Here is a 13,536-nt window from a genome sequence, read left to right on the forward strand (position 1 = left end):
GGAGGGGATAGGGCATGAGTGCTCCTTCTGCTGTACATGTTGGACTGACGAGTGAGAAAGGGCGGGAGCTGTTCTCGTATTTGCCGAGCTATTATGAGACTTCACGTGTGATGCAGGCCGATATGCAGTCCAAAGGATCTGAGATGGATCTGCTGTATCAGGCACTGGATGAGACATTGGATCAGTTTTTTGTCCGTACGGCGACGTGGGGCCTGGAATTCTGGGAGCAGGAGCTTGGCATTGAGACAGATCGTCTCAAACCTGTGGAGCAGCGGCGTGCCGTGGTGGAGTCCAAGCTGCGGGGTGCCGGGAAGTTTTCGGGCAGACTGGTTGCGAATGTAGCTGAGGCGTACGCTGGAGGCAAAGTGGATGTAACGTTTCAGCCGGAAGCGTGGAGCTTCACGGTGAGCTTTGTGGATACGATGGGCATCCCGCCCAATATTGACGATCTCAAACGCGCGATTGATGAACTAAAACCGGCCCACATGGCCGTGGAATATGAGTATCGCTATCTGATCTGGGACGATCTGGACAAGAAGCAGAAAACGTGGGATGAACTAGACGCCGCGTCCCTGACGTGGAATGAACTGGAGGTGTGGGCGTAATGCCAAAAGAAACGGATCGATTGAAATTACCTCTTCCCTTGGGGAACGAGAATGTGACCCGGGAGAGTATTAACGGAATTTTTGAAAAGATTGATGCAGGAGTTGCGACGAAGACGGATCTGGATACGCTTCGTGAAGCAGTGAGCAAGATGGATATTCCTGATGCGTCTTTGACGCAGAAAGGGAAGGTTCAGCTGTCGAGTAGGACGGATGGGACATCTGAGACGTTGGCGGCGACGGAGAAGGCGTTGAATGATGTAAGAAAAGGAGCGATCAGTAAGAATCGGCCATCTAATCTTTTGCCTAATAGTTCAGCAGAATTGGGATTACATGGGTGGGCTAATTTTGGCGGAGTACCATTTTTAACATCTAACATGTTTGTGCCTGAGGGTGATGCATTTTACGTGTATCAATCGACACCGACGAATGTCGTAGCTGACTTACGATCTGTCGACGTCCCATTGATAAACGGATTTACTTACACACTTTCTGCCGAATTTTTGAATCAATTAACATCACCTATTGGTAGTTATATTGTGATACAAGTATTGAACAACGGGGAAGTTATCGCGCAAACAGGTGCTACTGAGATGGGGAAATGGCATCGGAACTCAGTCACATTTAAGGCACCAGCAAGTCTAAGTCCATACACTATTAGATTGTATATCGCTCCAAGCATACCTTCAGGTACAAAAGCTATACGACGAATCATGTTGACACGCGGGGACGATGCAACGTCATGGAACCAAGACGCTAACGATCAATTGCTTATTCGATCAATAGAACAATCAAAGCTATGGGGGGCGTTGTAGATGGCTGTAATAACACAAAAGTTATACGGAGGTTACACATCCACCAATTCGGTTAGCAGTATTTATACAGTCCCATTTGGTAAAACAGTAATCCTAAAATCGCTAACCATATGCAATACAAGTGCGACTAAACAAATGTTTAGTGTGAATTTACAAGGCATCGACTTCGCTCGATTACGCGACATCGAACCGGGTCAAACTTTGGTTATACCTGTATTAGATCAAGTTATGAAAGCAGGGGAACAAGTGCTTGTTTATTGCCCGACTGCAAATGCCTTATCAGTTAGGTTAAGTGGCAAGGTAACCGACAGGACCGACATACTCACCGCCAGAATGAATGTTAACACAAAAGATACTACAGTTATTCCAGCAGGAAAAATGATTGTTAAATCAATAGTCATATGCACGCTTTCAACGAGCCCGATAGATTTTTACATGAAACTGGGGAACGATTATGTCATTTACGGAAAAGCATTAAAACCGTTGGATACCTTGTTTATTCCATTTTTAGATCAGGTATTGGACAACGAATCAGTCGTTTGCCGAGTGTCTAACATGTCAACCTCTGTTACTGTTCATGTCAATGCTTTGGTGGTGAACTAATGCCATACTTAGATAATTATTATTTGGATAATTACGGGATGGATGGATTTCCAAAGGCGGTAGAAGCGACTTCGCTCACACCTTCCATTCTCAGCGCTGGTTCGACTTGGCAGAGTGGCATTAACGGAGTCGGCACGATCATCACAATGGTTCCAACCGGGACAAGGGTTATAAGCATAGCACCTATTTCAAACTCAGCCCGATTAAGTGTCGGATACTCTGGAGGTGGCAACGTTCTTATTACTCTAGGCTTGGAAGACGCCAAAGGGGTTGTTTGGTTTTTGAATAACTCTTCCGCCACTGACGGAGTGCCTAACATAAGTCATTCACATGTAATCGTGAAAACAGACGATTCTGCATTGGCTGGTTGGGTTGTGGGTAACTATAATCCATCTAGTTCCGGTTGGCAACAATCTTTCGTTTCCAAACCAGCGGCGTTCGACCCTGATGCCGGGCCTATGAAATTAGGTTTGAGTGTCAGAGGGAATTTTGGAACAGCGTTCGGGAGTTTGTACATGCAAAATTTCCGGGTTGATACCGCCTAGATAGATAAGATAGATAAGATAGAGAGATAGAAGCAAGGGGATAGGGTGTGATAGTCGTGAGCCAGAAAAGCTTATACCGCATACTCATTTTTGTATATCAAAAACAAAGACAGGGGAGCGATTAGATGGGTTTTCGCTGGGCAATAAAATACGGAAGGTAGTGGGAAAATGGACTAACAAGAACCGAAAATGAAAGTCGTTATGAAGGTATACTATGACCTGCAATATGGGAACGTAATTGTTATTACTCCGGAGAGTGCGGGGATCGTTGCCGAGACGACATGAGAGCAGGATTTCAAGTTGATAAAGCGTTGGACGACAAGGTACCGAATAGTGTCGGTACCTTGTCGTCCAACGCGAACAAGAGGCATTTGGTTTGGATCGTTCCGAGGGTGAGATTATCGAGCGTGTCGATCTTGAAACATTGAAGCCATTGTTATCGTATCCCTATCCAATCAATTCAGAAGTGCCACATGATCAAAACGGGGATACAGTGTAAAAAGCGTTCCCAAAATGGAACGCTATTTTTATGCCTTCTGGAGCAGATAGTATTAAAAATTAAAGGAGGTGAAACCATGGAACGATGGGAAACCCTATGGAAATGGGGGATAGCACTAATAACCAGCTCAGCAACCTACTTTTTCGGAGGTTGGTCCGGAGTGTTGGGAGTACTACTCGTGTTCGTTATCCTCGATTACCTAACCGGCATCGCGGCGGCAGGGATGACTGGCAAGCTAGAGAGTAATGTCGGAATGTTCGGTATCGCACGAAAAGTATTTATTTTTGCAATGGTATCGGTGGCTCATCTGGTGGACGGTGTTCTGGGAGACGGACATTTGTTCAGGGATGCGGTCGCCTTTTTTTATATCGCGAATGAGTTATTGTCCATAATTGAAAATGGGGGCAAACTGGGTGCGCCAATCCCTCCTGCGATCAGGCAGGCTATTGAAGTACTCAAGGGCAAGGGAGGAAACGGCGAACTCCCCGGAAATTTCTCTCCGAGTGCCAAAGAATCTTTTTCACAGGCAGATCCAGATGATACAGATCCACAAACAAGAGATGGCACGAAGTAGCTCCACCATAGCCATCCGAAATTACCTTTTACCAACAATCAGGGACACGCACACAAGCAACCCCTGATCCCCAATCATTAACTATATACAAACGGCAATTTGCCGCATAAAGGGTGTGAGAAACATGCAAACGAGAAGCTCGGGCAACACGCAGGGCATTGACGTCTCCCGTTATCAGGGCACGATCGATTGGGCCAAAGTGAAAGCAAACGGCATGACATTTGTGTTCATCAAGGCGACCGAAGGGCAGACGTATACCGATCCGAATTTTCAAACCAATGTAACCGGCGCATTGGCGGCGGGCATGCTGGTGGGGACGTATCATTTTTTCCGCGCAACGAATACCGATGGTGCCAAGGCTGAAGCGGCGCATTATGCCACGACATTGCAAAAAGTAGGAGGCGCGAAGGCGCTGCAATTACCTCCTGTCATGGACTATGAGAATAATCCGGGTAACCTGAGCAAAGCTCAGATCAACACGGTAGCTAAGGCTTTTTTAACGGAATTGCAACGTCTCACGGGTGTGAAACCGATCATATACACGGGCAATTCATTTGCCGGAAATTTTGATACATCACTCAGCTCATACGATCTATGGATTGCGCGTTACAGCAACACACGTGTACCGGATGACCAGCCGGCTTGGAAACGTTGGACGTTCTGGCAGTATATGGATTCGGGCAAGGTGAACGGGATCAGCGGCAACGTGGATATGAACGAGTTCCAAGGATCGGCAGCGGAATTGAAAGCAAAATATGCAACAGCAACACCAAAGCCACCAGAGCCTTCCGAACCAACCAATCCCACGAATCCAACCGAACCACCGAAAGGGGGAGAATCGATGACAGCCGAAGAGAAAGCAGCGTTTGATGCGCTCAAATCCCAGGTCGATAAACTGCAGGCGCGTCAGCAGATGGAAGTTCCAGTCTGGGCAAAAGCGGCCGTTGACGCAGCACTGGCATATGACACCAAAAATCCGCTGTTCAGCATCGATAATGGGGCGAGTTATGATTTTTACCGTTTTATCACGGTCATGTACCGCAGAGGTTTATTCAAAAAATAAGCTGACCTAACTTGAAATATACGATGGACCCGGTTTTAAAAGAGGGAACACAACAAGGGACACACGACGCTTTTTGTCGAACGGTGTTCCTTTTTTGTGTTTTATGTAAATGATATTAACATATATAATAAAGTTGAAGACTTATGTCCGTAAATCTCTTGTCTAATTGATGAATGTGATGTAAAGTAAGTTACACGAAATCGATTTTCACCACTGTTTATTTACACAATCCTCCTCATCATGACAAGACTTTAACATGAAAAGTTATTGTAATGTCTCCCTGTTGTAAAATCCAACATCTCTAGATCAATTTCACAATGTTTTGAAACAATTCAATCCAACCTGCTTGAGAAACCACTAAAATGTTCTGTTTACCAACTTTCTGTTCCAGCTAATCGCCATCATTAGATTTTAGCCAATGACACTTTAGCCATAACGATCTAACTCCAAGTCACAACCTAAGCCCAAATCCACAACAGACTACACTACTGCTCTCTCTAAATCAGCCATATTTGATCGCCACCAAGTCGGTACCATTCTACTGTTGCTTATTGACCTAAGTTCAATTTTTACGCAACAACCACAGGAATATATAACTCGTCACATCATCCGAAAAAATCTAACAAAATGTGTACGGTTACATCCCGTTTAACATTTTACATATATGCCTCAACTTATCCAGATTTACATCACAGGTATCGCAGGCATCTAAAGCCTTTCATATGATACAAAGTACCAAACCGAACCATTGTAATCATTGGAGTTTTTTTCACGCCAGTATCACACACATTATGAGCCAGGGAAGGGTGTTGTACGTATGCGAATGAGAAAAAAATGGTTATCCGGGGTCATGGCAATGGCCATGAGTACAGTAATGATTCTATCGGGCTGCTCCAGCGCAAGTAACGAGGGTACGGGCAATTCCCCTGCTCCGGCGGAAGGTAGCGAGCCTCCGGCAGAAGTGGCAGCACAGGATACGATGATTATGGGACGTGGCGGAGATTCCGTGGCACTGGACCCGGCAATTGTTACGGATGGGGAGTCGTTGAAGATTGGACATCAGGTATTCGACTCATTGCTGGACTACAAAGAAGGTGGAACCGAGGTTGTTCCTGGACTGGCTGATAGCTGGGAGATTTCGGCGGATGGACTCAAGTATGACTTCAAGCTGAAGTCTGGCGTGAAATTCCAAGATGGTACCGACTTCAACGCAGAGGCTGTGGTGTTCAACTTCAAGCGATGGAGTGACCCGGCCAGTGAATATAAATTTGAGGGAGATTCCTTCGACTATTACGATTCCATGTTTGGTCCGGAAGACGGACGTGTGATTAAGGAAGTGAAGGCGATTGACGAGACAACGGTTGAGTTCACCCTGAACCAGCCACAAGCGCCTTTCCTGCAAAATATTGCGATGACGCCATTTGGTATTGCAAGTCCAACCGCGATTCAGGAGAAAAAGGAAAATTTCAAGAGCGAGCCAGTAGGCACAGGCCCATTTGTATTCAAAGAGTGGAAGCGAAATGACTCCATCACCCTGGAGAAGAATCCGAATTATTGGAAAGAGGGACTGCCGAAGCTGAACAAAGTGATTGTGCGTTCCATTCCGGATAACACGGCTCGCTTCAATGCGCTGCAAAACGGCGAGATTGATATCATGGAGGACCTGAACCCGGACGATCTGTCCATCCTTAAGGGAAATAGCGAACTGCAAAAAATCGAGCGTCCACCATTTAACGTGTCATACATTGGTTTCAACTTTAAGAAAAAACCGTTTGATAACGTGAAAGTAAGACAAGCGCTCAACCATGCAGTTAACAAACAGGGCATTATTGATGCTTTCTTTGCGGGACAAGCGCAGCCAGCGGTAAACCCGATGCCGCCAACGCTTTGGGGGTATAACGACAGTATTGAGGACTATGCTTATGATCTGGAAAAAGCAAAAGCGTTGCTTGCCGATGCTGGCTATCCTGACGGATTGCCTGACCCGGTAACATTCTATGCCATGCCGGTATCCCGACCGTATATGCCTGATGGCAAGAAAGTTGCCGAAGCGATCCAGGCCGATTTTGAGAAAATCGGAGTGACCGTCAACATTGAATCACCAGAGTGGGCAACGTATCTGGATGATGCCAAAGCCGGGGAGAAAGACGACATTTACATGCTCGGCTGGACCGGTGATAACGGTGACCCGGATAACTTCCTGTACACGCTGCTGGATAAGGATGCTATCCCGGGCAATAACCGCAGCTTTTACGTCAACGAAGAATTGCATACGCTGCTGACGAGTGCACAGAAAGAAACGGATCAGGACAAGCGTGCGGATCTGTACAAGCAGGCTCAAGTGATTATTAAGGAAGATGCGCCATGGATTCCACTTGTGCACACAACCCCGATTTTGGCTGGTAAAGCGAACCTGAAAGATTTTGTACCGTCCCCATTGGGTACGGAATCCTATGCCAATGCCTACTTTGAATAAATTGTATACGAGCTGAAACTCATATTTACGATTCATTAGTCTAAAGCGCTGGCGAACACGTAATGCTTGGCAGAACCCACATCTGGACGTAACTATCTAAAGCATGCATGTTTGCTAGCGCTTTTTATACGTTAAAGGCAGGTGAATGAGGAGTGAACAGTTACATCGTCAAACGTGTACTCGTGTTACTGCCCGTGCTGCTGGGCATGACCCTGATCGTCTTTTCCATTATCCACGCCATTCCGGGTGATCCGGCAGAGACCATACTTGGGCAAAAGGCAACCGAACAATCCAAGCAAGCTCTGCGTGACCAGCTCGGACTGGACAAACCATGGTTTCAACAATATTTCGCCTACCTTGGCGATCTGGTAAAAGGAGATCTGGGTACATCCATCCGCACCAAAATTCCGATTGCCCAGGAAATAGTTCCTTATCTGACAGCAACCCTGGAATTAACGATGGCGAGTATGTTGTTTGCTGTCATTATTGGCGTGAATGCCGGGATTGTCAGTGCGTGGAAACATAACTCGTGGTTCGATTACTGCTGTATGGTCATTGCATTGGTGGGTGTATCGATGCCGATTTTCTGGCTTGGTCTGATGGAACAATGGCTATTCGCCAACAAACTTCACTGGCTACCGTCCATTGGCCGAATGAACGCGCGTGATCCAATTGAAGCCATTACGGGCTTGTATGTGCTGGATACGATGATTGCTGGACGCTGGGATCAGCTGTGGACGGTAACAAAACATTTGCTGCTACCAAGTATCGCGCTCGGCACGATTCCTATGGCCGTTATTGCCCGAATGACGCGTTCCAGTATGCTCGAAGTAATGAGTTCGGATTATATCCGAACCGCGAAGGCGAAGGGACTCGGTCCGTTTTTTGTCATATATGGACATGCGTTGAAAAATGCGTTTATTCCTGTGCTCACCGTCATCGGCATACAAACTGGATCCTTGCTAGGCGGTGCCGTGCTGACCGAAACAATCTTTGCCTGGCCAGGTGTCGGTCGCTATATATATGAAGCAATTAGTTCGCGAGACTATCCGGTGATCCAGAGCGGCATTCTGATCGTGGCATTCTTCTTCGTAGTGATCAATCTGATTGTGGACTTATTGTACGCCGTATTCGATCCTCGAATTAGTTATAAATGAACATGAATAGAAGGGAGACGCCGCATGGCCAAATTATCGACCAATACCGGAGCGTCCATGGACGCCGCGTCGGCACCCGCATCTGGTCCATGGCGGGAAGCCTGGAGAACGTTTCGGAGAAATCGGCTTGCGCTGGCAGGCTTGATCATTATCGTTTTTTTCATCCTGATGGCCTTTGTTGCCCCGTATATTGCCCCGTATGATTACAAAGAGCAGGTGCTCACAGATCGTCTGCAAGCCCCTTCCGCAGAGCATTGGTTCGGTACCGATGATCTCGGGCGTGACGTATTCTCCAGAGTGCTGCACGGAGCGCGCATTTCATTGTGGGTCGGTTTCTTTTCCGTCATAGGCTCTATTATTGCGGGCGCATTGCTCGGCCTGATTGCTGGGTATTATGGAAAATGGGCAGACATGCTCATCTCACGTTTGTTCGATATCTTGCTCGCTTTCCCAGCTATATTGCTGGCGATCGCCATTGTGGCGATTCTCGGCCCCTCGTTGCAAAATGCATTGCTCGCGATAGCGATCGTGAACATCCCGACATACGGACGGTTGGTGCGTTCAAGGGTACTTAGCTTGAGACAGGAGGAATTTATTACATCGGCACGTACGCTGGGTGCTGGCAATATGCGAATTCTGTTCCGGCACATTTTGCCCAATAGCCTCACCCCGCTCATTGTACAAGGCACACTTGGGATTGGAACAGCGATTATTGAAGCGGCTGCGCTTGGATTTCTCGGCATGGGGGCACAACCCCCTGACCCGGAATGGGGCAAAATGCTGTCGGATTCCCGCCAGTTTTTGCAAAAAGCGCCGTGGACGCTTATTTTCCCCGGACTTTCCATCATGTTAACCGTGCTCGGTTTCAACTTGTTGGGTGACGGCCTGCGCGATACCCTTGATCCAAAGATGGCTAAAAAATAATCACGTATGCAACAAATTTGAAGCTCAGTCATATACCAAAAGGATCTACGGCCATAATATATCTCAATAATGAGTGCTTTCACTGAATCTAAGCTTCTATTTTATCTCACCCAGACGCCGGTTCGAACCTCAGTTCGAGCTGGCTTTTTGTATTACTTGGGACATTACGTTAAAATCAAAAGTGCGCGTATAAACGGGATGTTAATCTACCATTTTGTTAAATTCGCACCTAGAGTATTGACACCCAATTTTCCCATATGTTATATAAAAGGAAGGGTTTAGCACTCTGATGACTTGAGTGCTAACAAATGAAATTTACTTTAAACGACTACATATGGAATGATTGTGTTTTTGAATATGGATTAAGTTAAACTTGAATAGGACATGAGAGTGGAATGAGCTAGAAAAGGCCTGGCACGCGCAAGATTGATCAACAGATTTTTACTTGATAAAAATCTAAATGTTTAAAATCAGTTCCTGATCAGATGCAAAAGTAGTGGAGGGGACGAAATCGATTTGGAGGAAGCGAAGTGTTCGCCTTTATCACTGAATTTCTCCCTTTTCAAAAAGGGAATCAAAGAAATTCGGGGATAACAGCGATCCGAAAAACGATTCGTAACCGGAACGGCTAGACCGCAGAAAATCATGCACTTATTTTAAATGAGCAATTGAGTGAATCAGAAAAATCTGGGGATCAAAGCGATTGAAGGCTTTTCTAGTAACGTAACATTCTGCAAGGGAGTATTCAAAGGTTTACTTTCTATATTCAACCAAATCATTCTATATCCAATTTGAAAGGAGACACCCATTCATGGCTAAAAAAGAATTCCAGGCTGAATCCAAACGCTTGCTGGATATGATGATCAACTCCATTTACACTCAAAGAGAAATCTTTTTGAGAGAACTGATCTCCAACTCCAGTGACGCCATTGACAAAATATATTACAAAGCACTGACTGACGACACACTCGTCTTCAACAAAGAGGACTACTACATCAAGCTGACCATCGACAAAGAGAACCGTACGCTTACGCTCACTGATACAGGAATCGGGATGACCCAAGAAGAGCTGGAGAACAATCTGGGGGTTATCGCGAAGAGTGGCTCATTGGCGTTCAAGAAAGAGAATGAAGCGAAAGACGGTCACAACATCATCGGACAATTCGGGGTTGGTTTTTACTCTGCGTTCATGGTGGCGGACAAGCTGACTGTAACCAGTAAAACACTGGGCAGCGACGAAGCCTGGAAATGGGAATCCGAAGGCGCGGATGGATACACGATCTCTCCAGCCGAGAAGGATTCTGTGGGTACGGAAATCGTCCTGACCATCAAAGAGAATACCGAAGAAGATTCGTATGACGAATTTTTGGAAGAGTACCGCCTGAGATCGATCATCAAGAAATACTCCGACTTCATTCGGTACCCGATCAAGATGGATGTGACAGGTCAACGTCCGAAGGAAGGTACGGAGAATGAGTTCGAGGAGTACAAAGAAGAGCAAACCGTGAACAGCATGGTGCCGATCTGGAGCAAAAATAAAAGCGAACTGACCGAAGATGACTACACCAACTTCTATATGGAAAAACGCTACGGTTTTGACAAACCGCTCAAACATCTGCACATCAGCGCTGATGGCGCAGTGGTATATAATGCGATCCTGTTTATCCCTGAGAACACACCGTTTGATTATTATACAAAAGAGTATGAAAAAGGGCTTGAACTGTACTCTAACGGTGTATTGATCATGGACAAATGCGGTGATTTGCTGCCAGATTACTTCGGATTCGTTAAAGGTATGGTCGATTCGGAAGATCTGTCCCTGAACATTTCCCGTGAAATGCTGCAACATGACCGTCAGCTCAGCCTGATCGCGAAGAACATCAAGAACAAGATCAAGAGCCAGCTGCAAAGCCTGCTTAAGGATGAGCGTGAGAATTACGAGAAGTTCTATCAAGCGTTTGGCCGTCAGCTGAAGTATGGCGTATACAGCGACTATGGCGTGAACAAGGACACCCTGCAGGATCTGCTCTTGTTCTCTTCTTCCAAAGAGAAGAAGCTGGTTAGCCTGGACGAGTACGTTTCCAGAATGCCGGAAGATCAGAAATACATCTACTACGCATCTGGTGAATCCATTGAACGGATTGATAAATTGCCACAGATCGAGGGTGTACTCGACAAAGGCTACGAAGTCTTATACTTCACCGACGACATCGACGAATTTGCGATCAAGATGATCACGAATTACAAGGAGAAAGAGTTCAAATCCATCTCCAGCGGTGACCTGGGCATCGAGGACAGTGCAGACAAAGAAGAAACAGACGCACAGGACAATGACAACAAAGAGTTGTTCAAAGCGATGCAAGCGCAGCTCGGCGGCAAAGTAAAAGCTGTTAAAGCTTCCAAACGCCTGAGAAGCCATCCGGTATGTTTGTCCACTGAAGGTGAGCTGACGATTGAGATGGAGAAAATCCTGAAAGCTATGCCGAACAGCGAAAATGTACAGGCGGATAAAGTGCTGGAGATCAACGTAAATCACGATGTCTTCAAATCCCTGAAAGACGCATTCGCACAGGACAAGGAAAAACTGAACCTGTACACCAGCTTGTTGTATCATCAAGCATTGCTGATCGAAGGACTGCCAATTCAAGACCCGGTAGAGTTCACCAACGATATCTGCAAGGTTATGGTCTAAACCATCATCTTCACCCGACAGGGCGCTTCCGTCCTGTCGGTTTTTTTTATTTTTACCTCTTTACCCATTACCGGGGAGGGGATGGGGGAGACGGACTATCATATCATCAAATTTCATATGATATTTTTATAATTTGAACTTGATCTTCACTATTTTTTTGCGAGAAAATGGTGAATACCATTATTGTATTTATGGGCAGCGAAAGTAGTGGAGGGGACGGAATCGATTCTGAAGAAGCGCAGCGTTCGCCTGAAAGCTTTCTGTAAGAAAGCTGCATCGGAAGCATAAGCTCTCCGGGTTTACCCCTTTAAAAAGGGAATTCAGAAAACCTGGAAACAACAGCGATCGGAAGAACGATCCGTAACCGGAACGGCCACTTTGCACAGCGAGTACTTATTTGGTTTCTGTCTGCGGAGTGATGTAATGTATATTATAATTTCTTTTTATATCATTACCATTTAGGTGCACGAATGATAGTCTGGCAGGGTATAATAAAAGAAGACGACTGTGCATCACAAGTTGATGTGAGAAGAGATGACAATCGCAGACAGGTTTTGCTTTTCGAAACTGCAGAATATGTGTATAATCACTCAAAATAGAGACAGTCGGCTAGGAGTGATCAACATGCAATGGAATGATCTGAGAGAACATAGACAATATCCTGAACTAACGAAACTGGATGGGGCTCGTGCAGCCTATGAGCGGGACTATTCCAGACTGATACATTCACCGACCTTCCGTCGGCTGCAGGGCAAATCGCAGGTGTTTGGTGCAGGAACGGGCGATTATTATCGCACACGATTGACTCACTCCCTGGAGGTGGCACAGATTGCGCGAGAAGCGGCAAGAAGTTTGCTGCGTCGCTACCCGGAGGTGGAGTTGAATCAGGCGGACAGCCCGGGACTGATTATTGATTCGGAAGTGGTGGAGTGTGCCGCAATAGCTCATGACTTCGGTCACCCGCCCTTTGGGCATAAAGGGGAAGAAGTGCTGGATGGCATCCTTGATGATCTCATCAACACGGAGGTCAAGAAAATCATGAAGAAAAATCGTGGGGCCAAATCACCACAACCGGAACAGGAGATTCGTGCAGAGCTGAAGCGGAAATATGAGCATTTTGAAGGCAACGCACATAACTTCCGTCTCATTATGTACTTGGAAAAACGGGAGGATATCGATGGGCTGAACCTGTCCGATGCGGTGCTGCTCGGCATCAACAAGTATCCGTATCCTGGCACGGAGAGCAAGAAAGGTATGTATCATCATGAATGGCAGTATATCCACGAGATTCGCAATCGTTGGGACATTCCTGCTGGTAAAAAGACACTGGAAGCGCAGCTGATGGACCTTTGTGATGATATTGCGTATTCCGCACATGATCTGGAAGATGGCATCAAGGCAGGCAAAATCGAAGTGCACGAGCATTTCCTGCAAGATCCGCATATCAATCGACTGATTGTGGATAAGATTACCACACTGGAGGATCTGTTCTGGAACGGATGGACAAGGGAAGCGATTGGGAAAAAGGTCGAAGAAGTCCTCGCTTCGTTCCTGCGCATCTGGAATGAAAAGATGCCGTTCTGCGA

The 13,536-nt window shown here is 46.3% G+C and carries 12 protein-coding genes; all 12 read left to right on the forward strand.

All coding sequences use genetic code 11. The features are described from left to right. Positions 1-14 precede the first annotated feature (14 nt). A complete protein-coding gene (locus AMS66_RS25345) occupies positions 15-605 on the forward strand; it encodes a YmfQ family protein (RefSeq protein ID WP_053783421.1) in 591 nt (196 codons plus the stop codon). Further along, complete coding sequence (locus AMS66_RS25350) at positions 605-1,417, forward strand: tail fiber protein (RefSeq protein WP_053783422.1); 813 nt, start codon at positions 605-607, stop codon at positions 1,415-1,417. Before AMS66_RS25345 ends, AMS66_RS25350 begins: the two co-directional genes overlap by 1 nt. Beyond that, positions 1,418-2,020, forward strand: a complete 603-nt coding sequence (locus AMS66_RS25355; RefSeq protein ID WP_053783423.1) for a hypothetical protein — start codon at positions 1,418-1,420, stop codon at positions 2,018-2,020. Continuing rightward, on the forward strand, positions 2,020-2,565 hold the full coding sequence (locus AMS66_RS25360) for a hypothetical protein (protein WP_053783424.1): 546 nt from the start codon (positions 2,020-2,022) through the stop codon (positions 2,563-2,565). The genes AMS66_RS25355 and AMS66_RS25360 overlap by 1 nt, the downstream gene beginning before the upstream one ends. A 376-nt stretch (positions 2,566-2,941) precedes the next feature. Continuing rightward, on the forward strand, positions 2,942-3,064 hold the full coding sequence (locus AMS66_RS34455) for a hypothetical protein (RefSeq protein ID WP_269084572.1): 123 nt from the start codon (positions 2,942-2,944) through the stop codon (positions 3,062-3,064). 76 nt (positions 3,065-3,140) lie between these two features. Continuing rightward, positions 3,141-3,638: a phage holin family protein gene (locus tag AMS66_RS25365; RefSeq protein ID WP_053783425.1), complete on the forward strand. Its 498-nt coding sequence runs from the start codon at positions 3,141-3,143 to the stop codon at positions 3,636-3,638. 124 nt (positions 3,639-3,762) lie between these two features. Beyond that, positions 3,763-4,701 (forward strand): glycoside hydrolase family 25 protein, encoded by a 939-nt coding sequence (locus AMS66_RS25370; RefSeq protein WP_053783426.1) that lies wholly within the window; start codon positions 3,763-3,765, stop codon positions 4,699-4,701. An 823-nt stretch (positions 4,702-5,524) separates the two neighbouring features. Further along, the gene (locus AMS66_RS25375; RefSeq protein ID WP_053783516.1) at positions 5,525-7,177 is read left to right on the forward strand and encodes an ABC transporter substrate-binding protein; all 1,653 of its coding nucleotides are present in this window, start codon (positions 5,525-5,527) and stop codon (positions 7,175-7,177) included. Between the two features lie 152 nt (positions 7,178-7,329). Then, a complete protein-coding gene (locus AMS66_RS25380) occupies positions 7,330-8,334 on the forward strand; it encodes an ABC transporter permease (protein WP_053783427.1) in 1,005 nt (334 codons plus the stop codon). Between the two features lie 24 nt (positions 8,335-8,358). Next, entirely contained in the window at positions 8,359-9,258 is a 900-nt protein-coding gene (nikC, locus tag AMS66_RS25385) for a nickel transporter permease (protein WP_053783428.1), read from the forward strand. An 811-nt stretch (positions 9,259-10,069) separates the two neighbouring features. Continuing rightward, on the forward strand, positions 10,070-11,950 hold the full coding sequence (gene htpG / locus AMS66_RS25390; RefSeq protein ID WP_053783429.1) for a molecular chaperone HtpG: 1,881 nt from the start codon (positions 10,070-10,072) through the stop codon (positions 11,948-11,950). A 624-nt stretch (positions 11,951-12,574) separates the two neighbouring features. Further along, a partial coding sequence (locus AMS66_RS25395) for a deoxyguanosinetriphosphate triphosphohydrolase family protein (RefSeq protein ID WP_236703623.1) occupies positions 12,575-13,536 on the forward strand: 962 nt, incomplete at its 3' end.

Origin of the sequence: Paenibacillus xylanivorans (assembly GCF_001280595.1) — a bacterium.
GTDB classification, from domain to species: Bacteria; Bacillota; Bacilli; order Paenibacillales; family Paenibacillaceae; genus Paenibacillus; species Paenibacillus xylanivorans.